Source organism: Borreliella burgdorferi B31 (assembly GCF_000008685.2).
Classification (GTDB): Bacteria; Spirochaetota; Spirochaetia; order Borreliales; family Borreliaceae; genus Borreliella; species Borreliella burgdorferi.
Map to the genome: position 1 here is coordinate 65,281 of NC_001318.1, position 17,667 is coordinate 82,947.

At 25.7% G+C, this 17,667-nt stretch carries 15 protein-coding genes and 1 pseudogene; 14 read left to right on the plus strand and 2 right to left on the minus strand.

Annotated features, from left to right (window positions below; translation table 11 throughout):
• Positions 1-10 precede the first annotated feature (10 nt).
• The 11 genes and pseudogenes from BB_RS00345 to BB_RS00395 all read left to right on the plus strand — a co-directional run bounded on the left by BB_RS00345 (position 11) and on the right by BB_RS00395 (position 12,421).
• Positions 11-472 (plus strand): divergent PAP2 family protein, encoded by a 462-nt coding sequence (locus BB_RS00345; RefSeq protein WP_002556673.1) that lies wholly within the window; start codon positions 11-13, stop codon positions 470-472.
• A gap of 15 nt (positions 473-487) precedes the next feature.
• Positions 488-1,960, plus strand: coding sequence for a hypothetical protein (locus BB_RS00350; protein ID WP_002658288.1), 1,473 nt, complete (start codon positions 488-490; stop codon positions 1,958-1,960).
• Between the two features lie 7 nt (positions 1,961-1,967).
• Positions 1,968-4,289 (plus strand): RnfABCDGE type electron transport complex subunit D, encoded by a 2,322-nt coding sequence (locus BB_RS00355; RefSeq protein WP_010889675.1) that lies wholly within the window; start codon positions 1,968-1,970, stop codon positions 4,287-4,289.
• On the plus strand, positions 4,286-4,846 hold the full coding sequence (locus BB_RS00360; protein WP_002658284.1) for a hypothetical protein: 561 nt from the start codon (positions 4,286-4,288) through the stop codon (positions 4,844-4,846). The genes BB_RS00355 and BB_RS00360 overlap by 4 nt, the downstream gene beginning before the upstream one ends.
• Before the next feature lie 15 nt (positions 4,847-4,861).
• Positions 4,862-5,939, plus strand: a protein-coding gene (gene prfB / locus BB_RS00365; protein WP_096334726.1) for a peptide chain release factor 2 whose coding sequence is annotated in 2 segments (ribosomal slippage) — positions 4,862-4,918 and positions 4,920-5,939 — 1,077 coding nt in all. Because the reading frame shifts where the segments join, the coding sequence is not laid out codon by codon here.
• A complete protein-coding gene (locus BB_RS00370) occupies positions 5,921-7,330 on the plus strand; it encodes a hypothetical protein (RefSeq protein WP_010889677.1) in 1,410 nt (469 codons plus the stop codon). Before prfB ends, BB_RS00370 begins: the two co-directional genes overlap by 19 nt.
• A gap of 36 nt (positions 7,331-7,366) precedes the next feature.
• Entirely contained in the window at positions 7,367-8,212 is an 846-nt protein-coding gene (ftsY, locus tag BB_RS00375) for a signal recognition particle-docking protein FtsY (RefSeq protein WP_010889678.1), read from the plus strand.
• The gene (locus BB_RS00380; protein ID WP_020948687.1) at positions 8,209-9,237 is read left to right on the plus strand and encodes a hypothetical protein; all 1,029 of its coding nucleotides are present in this window, start codon (positions 8,209-8,211) and stop codon (positions 9,235-9,237) included. Before ftsY ends, BB_RS00380 begins: the two co-directional genes overlap by 4 nt.
• Positions 9,238-10,492 (plus strand): annotated as a pseudogene (locus tag BB_RS00385) (ABC transporter permease).
• Position 10,493: 1 nt separating this feature from the next.
• Positions 10,494-11,174 carry an ABC transporter ATP-binding protein gene (locus BB_RS00390; protein ID WP_002656931.1) on the plus strand — a complete coding sequence of 227 codons (681 nt, stop codon included), beginning with the start codon at positions 10,494-10,496 and terminating at the stop codon, positions 11,172-11,174.
• Positions 11,171-12,421, plus strand: a complete 1,251-nt coding sequence (locus BB_RS00395; RefSeq protein WP_002665479.1) for an ABC transporter permease — start codon at positions 11,171-11,173, stop codon at positions 12,419-12,421. The genes BB_RS00390 and BB_RS00395 overlap by 4 nt, the downstream gene beginning before the upstream one ends.
• Positions 12,422-12,430: 9 nt before the next feature.
• Here the strand turns inward: BB_RS00395 and BB_RS00400 are convergent, their stop codons facing one another.
• Entirely contained in the window at positions 12,431-13,729 is a 1,299-nt protein-coding gene (locus BB_RS00400; RefSeq protein ID WP_002656621.1) for a hypothetical protein, read from the minus strand.
• Entirely contained in the window at positions 13,722-14,042 is a 321-nt protein-coding gene (locus BB_RS00405) for a hypothetical protein (protein ID WP_002656160.1), read from the minus strand. The genes BB_RS00400 and BB_RS00405 overlap by 8 nt, the downstream gene beginning before the upstream one ends.
• A gap of 182 nt (positions 14,043-14,224) precedes the next feature.
• Here BB_RS00405 and BB_RS00410 point away from each other — a divergent pair, with 182 nt between their 5' ends.
• The 3 genes from BB_RS00410 (at position 14,225) to BB_RS00420 (ending at position 17,660) form a co-directional block, all read left to right on the plus strand.
• Complete coding sequence (locus BB_RS00410; RefSeq protein WP_002656576.1) at positions 14,225-15,493, plus strand: cysteine desulfurase; 1,269 nt, start codon at positions 14,225-14,227, stop codon at positions 15,491-15,493.
• 209 nt (positions 15,494-15,702) lie between these two features.
• Positions 15,703-16,128, plus strand: coding sequence for an iron-sulfur cluster assembly scaffold protein (locus BB_RS00415; RefSeq protein ID WP_010889679.1), 426 nt, complete (start codon positions 15,703-15,705; stop codon positions 16,126-16,128).
• Complete coding sequence (locus BB_RS00420; RefSeq protein WP_002656860.1) at positions 16,125-17,660, plus strand: YifB family Mg chelatase-like AAA ATPase; 1,536 nt, start codon at positions 16,125-16,127, stop codon at positions 17,658-17,660. Before BB_RS00415 ends, BB_RS00420 begins: the two co-directional genes overlap by 4 nt.
• Positions 17,661-17,667: the final 7 nt, after the last annotated feature.

Below are 17,667 nucleotides of genomic sequence, written 5' to 3' on the forward strand. Positions count from 1 at the left end.
AGGCTTAATAATGATAAGGGCATTGCTTACCAATGATCTTTTTTTGTCTTGTCTTGTATCAGGAATTTCTGCTCAAGTGATTAAATATGGTATCCAAACTGTAAAAACAAGAAAGTTAAAACTAACTCCAGTACATCTTTTAAAAAAAATTTTTCTAGAAACAGGAGGCATGCCAAGTAGTCATTCATCAACGGTCACCGCTCTTTCAACCTCAATCGCACTAACTGAAGGAATAGATACAAATTTTATAATAGCTCTTGCATTTGCCCTTATTACAATAAGAGATTCTTTCGGCGTAAGATATATGTCTGGAGTTCAAGCAGAATATTTAAATGCATTATCAGAAAAATTAAAAAAAGAAATAAAAATTGACACAACAAAAATAAAAGTGGTCAAGGGGCACAAAAAGAAAGAGGTTCTAACGGGCATAATAATAGGAATAGTCTCTGCGTATATTGTGTGCTATTTTTAGCATAGGAAAAAATAAATGGTGCGTTTTTTAGGTTTTTTATATTTAATTACAACAATACCACTTATCAAATCCTGTGATGCAGCTCAATTTGGAGACTACAAACCTTTATACTTTGAAAATGAAAATGATCTAAAAACTGCCAATGAATATATAAATTCACTAGGATACAAAACAATCTCAGAATACACAACAAAAATTGACATTTTAGACTTTCCCGAAAATAAAGAAATCACAATAAATGAGATAAACAAACTTAACAATCTTGACCTGAGAAAAAGCATATTTTTAAAAAAGCTCTCCAATCTTTTCAACATAGAGCACAAAAAACTTCTTTATGTTGAAAACAGGTTTAAAAGTATAAATTTTAAAAACCTAAAAAAAGAACTCAATATTAATGCCGACATACATTCTCTTGACTACAAAACAAAAATTAATTTTATTTCAAGCATAATATTTCTAATCATAATAATTTTATTAATTTTTTTAGACCCAACAAACTCTATATTTACTTTAATTTTTCTATTAATTTCATCTCTTGCTTTTATGATAAGCAAAGAAATAATGTATTTTTATCCATTTACAGTTCTCTCTTATTTGTTATTTTTAATAATCAGTAATTTTAACAAAAATTACAATAAAATATATTTAAAAGAAATAAATTTTTTAACACTAATGACAAAAATAAAACACTTACTATTTTTATTTACATTCACAGCTCTATATTTCATTACAATCACAACCTTTTTTACTACAAATATTGATCCCACTTTTATTGCATTTGTCGCAATACCAACCCTTTGCATTTTCTTAATTTTCAGCTGGATAAAAACAGAAAGCAATTTTAAAGACACTTTCTTATTCCCAATCGAGATTAAAGAGAAAAAAATAGAAGGAAAAAAAGCTTTAAAATCAAAAATAGCAATACATCTACTACTATTTACACTCTCATTAATTCCTTTCGCTTATTCAAGCTATATGCTAAATTCTTATGAAAACATTAACTACCTTTACAGTAAAAAATTAAATTACTTTGATTATTTAAATCCTAATAACATTTATATAATGCTGGGATACAACAAAGACATGCCCAATATTATAGGGTACCTATCCCACATTCTTTATCAAAACGAACTAAAATACAATATTACCGCTAAGTATGGAAAAATTCCTAAAGATATAAAAGAAAATTACTTTGAAATCAAAAACGACAAAATAGAAATTCATCCTAAAACTGTTTACGAAGTAGACAAATCATTTATTGATGAAATTCTTAAAAAAGATCTTGCAAGTCTGTTTTTAAAAAATAAAAATCCAATCCTAATATATAAAGAAAACAAGAATAATATCAACACAGATAAAAAAAATTACAAAATACTTTTCTTTTTCTCTTTGCCCTTCTTTGTATTACTATTCCTATTTAAAGCAATAAGATTTACAATTCTTTTAAACATAAATGAAAAAACCTATAAAAAATATATTCAAGGATAAATAGCTAATGCTAGACTTAGAAAAAGTAAAAACAATTTTTAAAAAATACAATAAATACGAAATAAATATTAACGAGATTCAAATACCTGAATATGCCCTAATACCCCTTGAAACAGAAAATTCAAAATCCATAATATACATAATTGAAAAACAAAAAATAGAAGAAAATCAAATTTTATCCAAAAACTCAAACATAGAGCTATACACATATTCTCCAATATCTGGAATAGTAGAAAAAATATACACAGCCAATTTTCCAGATGGAAAAAATTTAAAATCAGCATTAATCAAATTTCAAGGAAAAATAAAAACTGAAAAAACACCAATTGAAGAAGGAGCCTCAAGAGAAAAAACCTTGGAAAAATTAATTCAACTGGGAATTCCTTGGTTTAACGAAAATTCTTTATTTCAATTCATAAACAAATGTAAAAAAATAGACAAAATGATTTTATTAACAAACGGAAAAGATGCATTTACAAATATTTCAGAAGCACTGATGGCAGAAAAATTAGAAGAAATTTTTTCAGGATTCCAAATAATCGACAAAATATTCAAATTCAAAGAAATAATAATAATAATATCAAATAAAGACAAACTAAAAAAAGAATTCGAAAAATTGAGTATTTTTAAAAACAGAAAAATAAAAATTAAATCTTTAGAAAATGCATATCCTTATACAAATCACGAAATGATAATGCACTTTTTATACAATAATAAAAATACAAAAGATGATATAAATCCCCACAACAATATTTTATTAGCAAATATTGAAGATCTATACAATGCAAATCTTGTCATAAAAAATAACAACCCTTATAAAGAAAAATTTGTAGCTATAAATGGAAATAAAAAAATAAAAAGTAGAATACTGAAGGTAAAAATTGGAACCTCTTTCAGCCAGCTAATAAATGAGAAAATTGACACAAAAAAATATGAAATTTTTTTAAACAACCCAGCCAATAAAATAAAAATCGATACATTAAACATACCGATAACAAGAGATATTTATAGTCTCACCATATTAAAGAAAAAGTCAATATACGACAAAATTAAAGCATTGTTTATATCAAGCTTTGCACCATTGCAAATGGAAAATATTATTTTTTCATTCTTAAAGAAAGAAAAAATAAATAATAGCGGCAAATTAAAAATATTTAATTATACAGACAAAGAAGTAGAAGAAGAAATACATAAGGTTCAAAAAGAAATTAAAAGCAAAATTCTAAATGAAAGTCTAACAAATGAAGCAATATACACTGAAAACAATTTAAAAGACATATACTTTGCTATCATACTATCACTATCACCTAGCCTGATATTTTCTTTCCTAAATAACACAAAATTCATGACAGACACCTTGCTGTTAATATTTATTAGTGTGGCAATCTATATACCTATAATGCTAAAAATTAATTACAAATGTTTGTCTTTTTTTGTTTACGCCGCCTTAATGATAAGCATTATATTGCCCTTGGATTTAGAAATTACACTAAAAATAATTTCCTTATTATTTACTTTTTTGGTATTCTTTTACTTTTTCAGACTATCAGCATTTTTGGCAAACCCTATATTAATTTCTTTTATGTTTTTGGTATTAAATTTTCCGGTAAGTTTTAAGCAAGCCTATCAAGAGGAACTTAAAAATTCAAATTCAATAATTCCAACCTGGAATGAAATAATTGAAACAAATCCAAACATAAAAAATTTAAAAAGTTTAAATACCTTTACAAGATATGAAAGTAAAAAAATAGATGCAATTGAAAACTTTGTAAATCAAAACATTTTTTCCGCTTTTAATATAATTGTCACAAGATTTCATATTGAAAGTCTTTTGGGAGTTAATAATGAAAAAAAAATATCTCCTATCTTGCTTTATTTTGGCCTCTTATTAATAGTTGGCAAATATATAATCAACAAATTAATACCACTCTCATTTTATATAAGCTTAATGGCAATCTCGTACATAGCACATAATATAGGAATGCTAAACCACATCAGCTCCGACATGTTAACACTACTTATTTCTCCAATCCCAATGCTGTTAATATTTACAATGGCAACAGAATTGCAAATAACACCTCACTTTAAATTTGAGCAAATACTCTACGGATCAATATTGGCATTTATATACTTTTTGACATTAAGCTACATTCCTTTTGAAACTTTATCAGTCATAATATCTATTTTCATCTTACAAACAAGCTCAAACTTAATAAAAAAATATAGCTTAACCTTCAAAATTAAAAAAATAATGCATGTTTTGAAAACAAATAAAGAAAAAGCACTCAAAACACCTCTTGAGAATGAAAAGGATATAATAAAATTATGACCAATAATTTAATTGCATGCCTAATTATTAACAACTTAACCTTAATACACTTTGTTGGATTTGAGGACATAAAAATAAAAAACAATATAATGCTAATAAAAAGGTACGCCATAATAACAATTACTTCTTTATTAATATATTCAATATCGTTTTATCTCTATAAACTGTTTGCAAAGAATAATTTACTGTTCTTAGTGCCAATTTTTTATGTAATTTTGATTTACGTGTTGATATTATTATTTAAAGTATTAAATGATTTATTTATTGTTTACAACAAAAAATCAAATTATTCAAACGATTTCATGCTTTCAAATAGCAGCTTAATTGCAATAACATTTTTTGCGCTTGATAAGAACAACGGATTTTTTGAAGGATTAGAAATACTTATTCTATCTGCACTTGGCATACTAATAGCTTTAATGTCAATAACATCAATAAAAAAAAACTTTGATAAAAACCCCAAAATCAATATATTGGAAAACGAACCAATATATTTTTTTATAATATTTATTTTATCTTTAATTCCAAATATAATTATATTAATATACAATCAATAATAGCGAGAAATAAAAATGAAAGAAAAAATAAATACATTGCTCAAACATGCCGAAGACATTTGGAGGAAGCTTTGACAAAAATGAAATTCAAGCTAAAATCGAAAAATATGAAAAAGAAATAAACCAGAAAAATTTTTGGAATGATCCTAAAAGAGCTCAAAAAGTAATTAAGGCTCAAAGTATTTTAAAAAATAAAATTGATCCGTGGGAAGAGCTAATAAATAAAATAAAAGACTTAAGCGATTTGTGCGAAATTGCCGAAAATGAAAAAGATACTAACGGCTTGGAAATTGAATTTAATACGCTTGAAAAACAATACAAAGATTTACTCACAATTTCTTACTTTAAAGAAGAGCTTGACGCAAACAATGCTTTTTTAACTATTCATTCTGGGGCTGGGGGCACTGAAGCATGTGACTGGGTCGCAATGCTTTACAGAATGTATTCAAGATACGCTGAGAGAAAAAAATACAAAACAGAACTTATTGATTTACTCGAAGCAGAAGGTGGAATAAAATCTGTTACAATAGAAATCAAAGGTGAGTATGCTTATGGGCTATTGAAAAGTGAAGTTGGAATACATCGTCTTATAAGAATTTCTCCTTTTGATGCTGCTAAAAAAAGGCATACCTCTTTTGCATCAGTATTTGTTGACCCTGTTATTGATGACAAAATAGAAATAACAATCAAACCAGAAGACATAAGAATTGATACATACAGAGCATCGGGAGCCGGAGGACAACACGTCAATAAAACATCCTCTGCTGTAAGAATAACTCACATTGAAACAGGAATAGTAACTCAGTCTCAAAGCGACAGAAGCCAGCACAAAAACAAAGACTTGGCAATGAAAGTTTTAAAATCAAGACTTTATGAATACTATAAGAGCAAAGAAGATGAAAAAAACAAATCCAAGCAAGACACAAAAAAAGAAATTTCTTGGGGCAACCAAATAAGATCTTACGTATTTCAACCTTACAATTTGGTAAAAGATCACAGAACAAAATTTGAAAATTCAAACACCACTTCGGTTATGGACGGAAACATAGACAATTTCATAGAAGAGTATCTAAAATGGAAAAGCTTAAACTAAAGCTAGCAATACCATTGCTAGTATTTACAATATGCAAAATACATTCTCAAAGTAATATTGAATACAATTTTTCCTATATCATTAATACAAAAAAAGAAAATATTGACCTAAAAAAGGGTATTGAAAAACAATTGGACAAAATCTATGATAAAATAACAGAACATATAGTAAACAATGATGACAAGAGCATCATTGAAGACATTTATATAAATCAAGATATAATAAAAACAGAACTTGAAATTAGCAAATTAAAAAAAGAAATGGATAAAAAAAAACTTCAAAACATAATAACCGCAAAAGAAAAGCATAACACCAAAACCAAAATTGATGAGCTTAAAAAAAATATTCAAAATATTAACAATAAACAAAAAAAATTTGCAGAATATTTTAACAATTTAAAAAAACTAAAAGTAAAATATAAAAAAATCGAAGAGCAAACAAATATATCAAATTTAAATAAAGAATTTTTTATAAGAGAAGAATTATTTTTTATTAACTATATTGATCTTAAAAAAATAGAAAATTATTATTTGCTAGAAATTAGCAACATCACTCCTGAGAAAATTGAGACTAAAAAAGCGGTATTTAAAACATCATCTTCTGTTAATGAAATTGCAGATCACATAACAAAATACAGCCTCAAAGAAATATTGGGCAGAGAATTTTTAAAAATCAACATTAACGTCAAAAATAACTCGGATGCAAAAATCTACATAAATGAAAAATTTGTTTCAAAAGGAATCTATCACGATAATATTTTTGACATTTCTAAACTCCCAAACAAAGAAATTGAAATACAAATCACAAGTGCAAATTTCGAAAACTATTCTATTAAAAGAACGGTAAAAAATGCAGACTCAATAATATTAGATATTGACTTAAAAAGAACAATCTCTAAAAAAGTATCAATTAAAAGCAATGTACAATCTAAAGTTTTTAAAAAAGGAATATTTATGGGAGAAACCCCAATTGAAATTGAAAAACCAGAAAATCAAGATATCATCTTGCTTAAATCTAAAGGATATAAAGATAAATTCAAGTTAATAAATAAAGAAGAAGATCAAGTAGAAATAGAAATGATAAAAACTAACAAAAATAGACTTATCGACACAAGAGATAAATTTTATGTCAATCTGGCCGTCTTTACATTAAGCACAATAGGAGCCATTTTTGCAGGAACATTGCTTAACAATTCAGAAGTACTTTATAAAATAACAGGCAATCACTTTATTAACAAAAGATTAACAGCAGAAGATGTTTATATGGCAAAAGCGGAACAAATGACTGCAACATTTCTATTTGGAGTAGGAATCACTTTAACTATTGGAAGCTTTATCTCATTAATAACTCATTTAGTAGAATATATTAAAGAAGCAAATATGGGAGAATAGATTTAATAATCTGCAATAAAATAGGAGAACAAACTTTTGGGCATTTTAGAAAAAATAAAAAATTTATTTAAAAGCAAACAACAAGAAAATGTTATTGAAAATTTAGAAGACATTTTATTAGAATCAGACATTAATAATGAAATTGTAATAGAAATAATAAATAAATTAACAAAAGAAAAAAATGAAAACGAAAAAACTATTATTGGAAAACTAAAAGAACTTTTAAGCAGCTATATTAATACAAAAAAATTTACTCTAGAAAATAACAAATTAAATATTTTGTTAATAGTTGGTATAAATGGAATTGGAAAAACATCAAGCATAGCAAAACTTGCAAATAAATTAAAAAATGAAGGCAAAAATATATTAATATCGGCTGCTGATACATTCAGAGCAGCTGCAATTGAACAAATGAAAATTTATGGAGAACAAATCGGTGTTAGAATAATATCTCAAAACCAAGGAAGCGATCCATCAGCTGTGATATTCGACAGCATATCAAGCGCTAAGCTTAAAAATTACGATGCATTAATTATTGACACAGCCGGAAGATTGCAAAATAAAGAAAATTTAATAAAAGAGCTTCAAAAAATAAACAATGTAATATTAAAGCAAATAAAAAACACCGACATCAATTACCAAAAAATACTTGTAATAGATTCTACTATTGGAAAAAATGCAAATAGTCAAGCAGAAATTTTTAATAAAGCAATAGAAATAGACGGAATAATAATCACAAAACTTGATTCATCCTCAAAGGCAGGTACAATACTAAATATTTCAAAAATTCTTGAAAAACCTATATACTTTACTACCTTTGGAGAAAAACTAGAAGATATTAAAGAATTTGATATAAATGAATATTTTAATAAATTACTATGAAAAAAAAACAATTAATACTTCTTCTATTTATGCCACAAATTATTTATGCAAAAAGCTATTTTGCATCTGATGTATTTTTCAATAAATACCAAAAATTAAATGAAAAACCAAAAACGGGGTTTTATATTGAGTATTATTCTGTTGATGATACTGAAAAACTCTACCTATACAAAGAAAATAACTTAATAAAATACAAAACAATTCAAATCATAGAAAACACAAAAAAAATTACATGTTATGATACAAAAGATACAAAAAGAAAAGAAGAGATTTACGATAATTTAAATAACAAAATACAAGAAATTGAATATGATAGCAAAGGAAAAACTCTTGAAACAGCAAATTACGTTTATGAAAACGAAAACTTAATATCTAAAAATTTAAAAACAATAAACCAAAAACCAAAATTAATATATTATTCTAAAGACGACAATGGTAAATTACTAAAAATAACAGGATCAAATTTCCAAATTTGGAACTATGGAATTAATGGCGACATAAAATCTACATATTTTGACATCAAAAAAGCAACAACAAAAGTTATAAAATATGATGATAAAAAAAGAAATTCAAACAGTACAATAATTGTTAATAATAAAATAAAATCCAAAGAAAAAAACCAATATTTAGATGAAGAAAAAATAGTAAATACCTTTGAAGAAGAGAATACAAAAATCATATCTACCTACAAGGCAAACAACCTAATTAAAGAAGAAACATATAAAAATAATGAACTTATAAAAGTAAATGATTTTCAATACAACGAATCTGATATGATAATTTTTCAAAACACTAAAGAAAAGGATAAAGACCAATACACCAATACTAAAATTGAATACGAATATAACAAAGACAATCAATTAAAAAGCAAAAAAATTTATGAGAACGATATAATTTATCTAAAAACTGAATACCACAATGACAATGAATATGAAGAAGAAATATACTACAATAAAAAACCTGCTCTTAGGGTAAAACACAAGAACGGAAAAGTCACCGAAGAAAAACCAATAGGAACAAATTAAATGGGTATAAGAAATTTTTTGCTTAAAAGATTAATACTAGAAGAAAAAAATAGTCTAGCCCTCACAATTGTAATAATATTAAGCATTGCCTTAGGCGAAATAATAATTATCCTAACAATATCAATCATGAATGGTTTTCAAAACGATTTTTTTCTTAGCATTACAAATGTAGAAAGCGGAAACTTAAAAATAGAAAATGAATTAACTCAAGAAGAAATCAAAAAAATTAAAAAGATTGAAGGAATAAAACATATAAATAAAATATACGAAACACAAGGCATTGGAATTCAAAATTATTATTATCCAACTATTTTAAATATCATTGCAGTTGATATTAAAGATCTCAAAAAAGACCAAAATTTTATTTCATTTACAGGACTTGAAAAAGATGAGCTGGATCTTAAAGACAATGAAATCATTATTGGAAATGTACTCTCTCACAATTTCAACTTATTCGAAAATGATCCCCTAGAATTAATAATAACCGATGAAATAAAAAACACTTATATCGCTAGAAAATGATATAAAAAGCTTTAAAATAAAATCAATTTTCAAAAGTAATTATGCAAAAATAAATGAAACTTTAATTTTTATGAATATAGACTATTTCATTAAAAATAAAATTTTACATAATTCTGGTATTAATTACCAAGTAAAAACAAAAAATTTAAATCCAAGTAACAAATTAATTGAAAAGATTAAAGCTGTTAATCCAAAAATTAAAGCAAAAACTTGGAATGAATACAATAAAGAATTCTATAAAATATTAAAAATAGAACGAAATACAATGTTAATTATTTTAGCAAGCATTTTCATTGTTATTGCCGTTAATACATATTATCTTCAAAAAAGAATAATAATAAACAAAAATAAAGCTATTTTAATACTATTAGCCATGGGACTTAGAATAAAAAAAATAAAGCAAATTTTTTTTATTCATTCAATAATAATTTGCACTGTAGGAGGACTTCTTGGCTTGACACTGGGAATTTCCATTTCCCTAAATATAAATGAAATTTTAAAAATAATTGACAATCTGGTAAACACTTTAATAAATTTTTTAAATCAAATATTGGCTTTAAAAATAGATGGCATTAAAATACAAATAGTAAAAAATACAATTACTCCTAAATTATTTTTAAGCGATTTAACATTTACTTTCTGCTTTGCATGCTTTTCTACAATGTATTCAAGTATGAAGGCAACAAAAAAAATTGGAAGTCAAAAAAACATTGAAACTATTAATGGACAGTAAAATGGAGAATATATTAATTATAAAAAATCTTTGCAAAGCATATAAAAAAAATAAAACAAAAATTCAAGTAATAGAAAATCTAAACTTAACTGTAGAAAAAGGTGAATTTATTTCAATTCAAGGAAAAAGTGGTTGTGGAAAATCAACTCTTTTTAACATGATTTCAGGAATTGATAAAATAGATTCTGGAGAGATAATATCGTGTGGAATATTTTTGAAAAACGCAAATGAAAAAACATTAAGTTTGTACAAAAACAGACAAATAGGCTTAGTATTTCAAAATTATAATTTAATAAATGAATTTAGTGTAATTGAAAATATAATTTTACCCCAAATTATCTCAGGCCAAAAAACAAAAGAAACAATAAATAAAAAAGCTTTAGATCTAATGAAAATATTAAAAATAGAAAACAGAGCAAATCATTACCCTTCAGAGCTCTCAGGAGGCGAATCACAAAGGGTTGCTATTGCTAGAGCATTAATCAATGAACCTAATATAATATTGTGTGATGAACCCACGGGAAATTTAGACTTAAGCACAGCCAAAACTGTAGAAAATCTACTTATCAATACAGCAAAAAATTTTAAAAAAACCTTAATACTAGTTAGTCACAACCCACAATTTGCAAACAAAGCAGATTCAAAATACGAATTCAAAGATAGGACATTGAAAAAATTATGATACTAAGGCTACCAGAAATTACAAAAATTGCATATTTAATTTTCAAAAATTCAACAAATAAAATAGCTTTAATAGGTTCTGGAATATCATTAAGTTTAGTAATGATCCCATTAATTATTGTTTACTACATGTCTAGCAACATCATGACTTCTACTATTAATAAATATATTGAAAGTGAAGGATTTTCAATGCAAATAGAATACAACGAAACAAATAGAACCCATTATTTAAAAGACAGATTAAGCTTATTGAAAAAAAAACATAATTATAAGGATCTAAATTATTTTTTCGAGAAAAGAACTTATGGAATTATTGGAAACAATAAAAAACAAGGTGTATTAATAAGAGCAATAGAAAATAAATTCATATTAGAAAACAAATCAATAAAATTAATAAAAGGTACTAAAAACTTAAAAAAGGATTCTATACTCATTTCAAATCAAATCAAAAATAAACTTAATTTAAATCTTAATGAAAAAATTGATATTTTGATTCCAAATACAAAAAATGATAAAATAATGCCCAGAATAAAAAAATTTAATATCTCAGGAATAATTGAAACCGGATTAAAAGATATTGATAATAATTTGGTATTGATTTCTTTTGAAAACGAAAATTTAATGTCAAAAAAATTTTCAAAAAGTATAATTGGACTTAAAACAAATTCCAATTCCATAAAAAATAATGAGATCTTAAAACAGAATTTAGAAACCGAATTTCAAGAATTCCAAATAAAAACATTCTATGAACTTTACTCAAATAAATACAATAATCTGGATATAAGTAAAAAACTTTTAATATTCATTATGGCTTTGATTATAATATTTGCAAGCATCAATATATCTTCGTCCCTTTCAATGCTTATTTTTGAAAATAAAAAGAAAATTGCAATACTAAAATCAATTGGAATGAATAATTTAAATATAAAAATAATATTTCTTTTGATATCGCTCACCTTAAGCACTATCTTTTGTGGAATTGGAATAATAATTGGAAATTATTTAACACTTAAAATATCTTATTTAATAAACTTTATTGACAATATTTTAAACTTTTTTTTAAAAATATTTGGAGAAGAAAATTCTGAAATATTAAACTCAGAATATTACGTATCTGAATTTCAAATACATTTAAGCCTAAGCTTTAGCTTAACACTTCTTGGTCTTTATATGTTAATAAACATTTTAACTACACTGATTCCGCTTAACATTGTCTCAAATCTAAAAGAAAAAGAAATCTTAAGATAGCTTAAAACTCTATTTAATCATCACATTATAAATTTTAATAGAAGAAAAATCCTTTTCAATTGTAGGATAAATCTCATTTGGAAAAATCGTACTAATTGTAAAACTCTGCTTGGATTTAGACTTTAAAAAAGAATTGGCAGAAGAAATTAATTTGCGTCTCAAAGACCTAATGATTCTACCTTCCTTATCAATATAACCAATTTCAATCTCCAAATTTTTAACAACATCTTTTGAAGAATTGAAAACTTCTATAACAGTATTTGCCTTGCAAATCCCAAAAGACTTTTGAAAATAATTTCCAATATATTTAAATTTTAATATAAAAGAATCTGAGTCAAGATTTACACCAATTTTATCATCAACATTCTCAAAAAAATCAATGTCAATGATATCTAATACTATTCTTTTAGGATTAACATCAATAGCTCTTGGTATGCTTGATATAACATCAATTGGAATATAAACATCTTTACCCCATTTTGCAGAAAAATCACTTTCTTTAGAAAAAATCTGATTAAACACAGATTTGCCAAGATCATCGTAAACTGTAACTCTGTAGGAAATCTTTTTAACAGGGTGCATTGTTGAGATAACCCCCGCTTTAAGCTGATACAAATGCGCATCTTCAAATACCAAAACTTTAGCATCCTCTATTTCTATGTAATAGAAATCTTTGGGACTTGAAATAAGATTAACAGCTTCAACTACTAAATCCGTAGCCATAGTAATAGGAGGAAGGCCTTGCGATGTAAAAGAGGGAGCAAATTTTTCTTTTAAAGCCATTGCACCATTCCCATTCATACTCATGAAACCCTGAAAAGATCTGTAAGTAATCAAAGAAATACAAAATATCAAGATAGAGCTTATGGTTAATATTAACATTCTGTTCTTGGATTTCTTAAATTCATAATAGTCGATTAAATCTAAATCATCTCTTATTCCAAATTCTTTTGCTTGTAAAGTTACATGGATCATTTTTTTTTTAGATTCTTTAGTATTTACCTTATCAGCAACTTCTTTAAAAAGAAAAAAAAATAAACTAAACATTGACTTGTCGTGAAGAGAATAAAAATAGATAGACTCAAGCTCTCTAAAAGCAATATCTATCTTGCCTATATCAACAAATCTTTTGGCTCTCGCATAAGATCTTCTAAAGTGAAGTCCCATATTTTCAATGTCATTATCAGAAATATCTGATACTTCAATAATATTTTTAATACTCTTTTTGCTTAAAATTTTATTTTTATGCTTCTTAAGCTTCGATAAATAAATCTTAATTCTATCTTCAGATGTTTTACTACTATTCATTATCTTCTAATTCATCAACTTTTTTTAAAAGCCAATACGCAATATTTCTAGCAGTGGTCTTTGTAATAGAAATCCCTATAAAAGAGTTGATTAATACTATTTTTCCCTCTTCTCCACTTTTAAATTCTTTTGAAGCCTCTTCTAAAACACCTTCTTTGGTTTTTGTGTAAGCAATCTCCTCAGAAATCTCTGTGGATTCAAAAACAAGATCACAAAAAATTTCTCCTGTATTAGTTACATTCCCATAAATATTATTAACAGGAACTAATTTATAATCTTCGGCTTTTTCAAACCTATAAATTACTTCTTTCATATAAACGAGTATATCATAATCAAAAAACATAGCCAATAAACAAAATTTATACAAAAATAAATTTCAATTTTAAAAAAAAATGATTATTAATTAATAATTATTTTAAACTTTTTTTGTGAAATAAAAAATAATGATATAATAATTAAAAGCTAAAAATTAAAACAAAGGAATTTATAAGAATAATGGATTTCAAACAAATAAAAAGCAATGTCGAAAAGGTTAAATTTTTAAGAAAAGATTTTCCTATTTTAAATAAAAAATTTGACAATAAGTATATAATTTACTTTGATAATGCAGCAACCTCTCAAAAGCCCAAAAACGTAATTTATTCTAACGTTGAATATTATGAAAATTACAACGCAAATGTACACAGAAGCGGTCATAAATTTGCAATTCAATCGAGCATAAAAATAGAAAAAACAAGAGAACTTGTAAAAAATTTCATTAATGCAGAATCTGCAAAAAATATAATATTCACCTCTGGAACTACTGATGGAATTAATACCATTGCAAGTTCATTTTTTTATTCAAAATACTTTAAAAAAAAAGATGAAATTATTCTTACAACTCTTGAACATAACAGCAATTTACTGCCTTGGGTAAATCTTGCAAATTTAGCTAATTTAAAAATTAAATTAGCTAAATTCAATGAAATGGGAATTATTACCCCTGAAGAAATTGAAAAACTTATTACAGAAAAAACAAAGCTCATCAGTATTTCAGGAATAAATAATACCCTAGGAACCATTAATGATTTGGAATCTATTGGAAAAATCGCAAAAAAATACAATATATGTCTCTTTGTAGATGCTGCACAAATGGCACCTCATATAAAAATAGATGTTAAAAAAATTGGCTGTGATTTTTTGGTATTTTCTGGACATAAAATGCTTGCTCCAACAGGAATAGGAATTTTATATATTTCAAATAATATGGCTGAAAAACTTCACAGCTCAAAATTGGGGGGAAATACTGTAGAAGAAATATTTATAGAAAATGAAAAAATTAAATTTAAAGCATCTGATTCTCCTAATAAATTTGAATCGGGAACCCCAAATATTGCAGGAATTATTGGACTTGAAGAGGCAATAAAATATATTGACAATATTTCTATGGATTTTATTTTAGAGCATGATAAACAGTTAATCGAATATGGGGTAAAAAAATTACAAGAGCTTGATGAAGTTGAATTTATACTAAATACAAATCTTAAAAGAAATTCAATAATATCATTTACAGTAAAAAATATCCACTCTCACGATATTGAAACATATCTAGATACAATGGGAATAGCAACCAGAGCCGGAAGAACTTGTTCCTATGTGGCATTTTTCCCAGAAAATTTAAATAAAGACCATCTTTTAAGAATTAGCTTTTATTTTTATAATACACAAGAAGAAATTGATAATTTCATATTGGGATTAAAAAAGGTAATAAAAGAGCTTTCATAAAAATTTATAAAATAAAGATCTTAACAAAGTTAATCAAAAATTGTATTTTTGATTAACTTTAATTTCAGGATTAATAAGAATTGTTTTAATTTTTAAAAATATAAAAACAATTTCAACTGTAATACTATATTTTTAAAGTTTTTTATTTAAAAATCTTTATATTATCTTTTATTATTGATTTAATAAATCAAAGAAAATAAAATTAAATTATGCTCACTGAAAAAACTAAAAAAGAATTAATAAGACTAAGTAAAGTAAATAATTACATAATAAAAGTAGAAACAAACCAGAATTTCAAACATCAATCTAAATGTGGAGACCAAATTTTATTCCAAATAATAGAAACAAATAATGGGAAATTTAATTTAAAACATCATGCATCTGGATGCATAGTTTTACTTGCAAGCGCAAACGCTTTAAATAAATTGTGCAATAACAAAGCAAAGTCCGAAATCCTAAATTTAGTGCAAAAAGTGATAAACAGTAATTTTGCAAATCTAGATGAAATTGACGTAAGTTTAAAAATTTTTAACGTATTTACAAATACAAATAGAAAAGACTGCTTTTTACTGCCATACAAATCATTAAAAGATAGTTTGGAAAGCTATAAGCCTTTAAGGAGAACTATCAGATGAAAATCTATTCACACTCATCAATCGGATATGAAGGAGAACTAATTGAGATTGAAATAGACATTAAAAAAGGAATTTCTGGAATTGATATCGTAGGACTTGCTGGGAGTGAAATTAAAGAATCAAGAGAAAGAGTAAAATCAGCTATCAAGAATTCAAATTTTCATTTTCCCAAAAATAGAATATTAATAAATCTTGCACCAGCTGGAATTAAAAAGCTTGGAACAGCTTTTGACCTTTCGATCGCTATTAGTATTATTAAAATCCAAGAAAGCAAAGATGATAAAAATTTAGAAATCTTAATATTAGGAGAATTGCAATTAGATGGCAAAATAAGATCGATAAAAGCGGTTTTACCGGCCATTGCACTTGCCAAAGAAAAGGAAATAAAATTTGCAATAGTTCCCTTTGAAAATTTAGAAGAAGCTAGTTTAATAGATGGTTTGAATATTTGGGGTGTTAAAGACTTAAAAGAAACTATAAAAATAATAGAACAATTAAACAGCAATATACTCCCCCCAAGAACAAATACTAAACCCCAATCAATAATTGAAAAAGATTATATTATAGATTATGACTTTAAAAACATAAAAGGACAACAAAGAGCAAAAAGAGCAATTGAAATAGCAATTGCCGGTGGGCATAACATCATGCTATTTGGTCCACCTGGAAGCGGAAAAACACTTAGTATTAAATGCGCCCAATCTATTCTTCCTCCACTTACAAACAAAGAGCTTATAGAAACAAACAGAATATGGTCAATATCTGGGAAATTAATAGACAGGAAAATAATAAAACAAAGACCTTTTAGAAATCCCCACCACACTGCTAGCAAAGAAGGAATAATCGGTGGGGGTCCCAATCCTTTACCTGGGGAAGTGTCTCTTGCCCACAACGGAATATTATTTTTAGATGAAGCTTTGGAATTTAAAAAATCTATCCTACAATCTTTACGCGAACCTATTGAAGACAAATCAATTTCAATCTCAAGAGCAAGTTCTAAATTATTCAAATACCCCGCCAACTTCCAATTAATGCTTGCAATGAATCTTTGTCCTTGTGGAAATCTTGGAAAAAAAAATACAGATTGTTTTTGCTCACAACAAGAAATTTCAAATTATTGGAAAAAACTTGGAGCCGCAATGCTTGATAGAATTGATATTAGAGTCCCAACAAGAGCAATTAATAATGAAAAATTACTCAGCGAAACAAGCGAAAGTTCAAGTGAAATAAAACAAAGAATAATAAAAGCAAGAAATATTCAAAATATAAGATACGAAAATTTTGCAAACATAAATAAAAATTCTGATCTTAATTCCGATCACATTGAAAAATTTTGCGAATTAAGTGCAATCTTAAAAAATGATTTGATTTACATTTTAAATAAACTCAACATATCTTCAAGAGCAACACATTCAATACTAAAAATTGCAAGAACAATCTCCGATTTAAAGGAAGAAAAAAATATTTCAAGAGAAGCATTGCTTGAAGCAATTGAACACAGAAAAAACGGAGAAAATATGCTTGAAAAATGAAAACCCC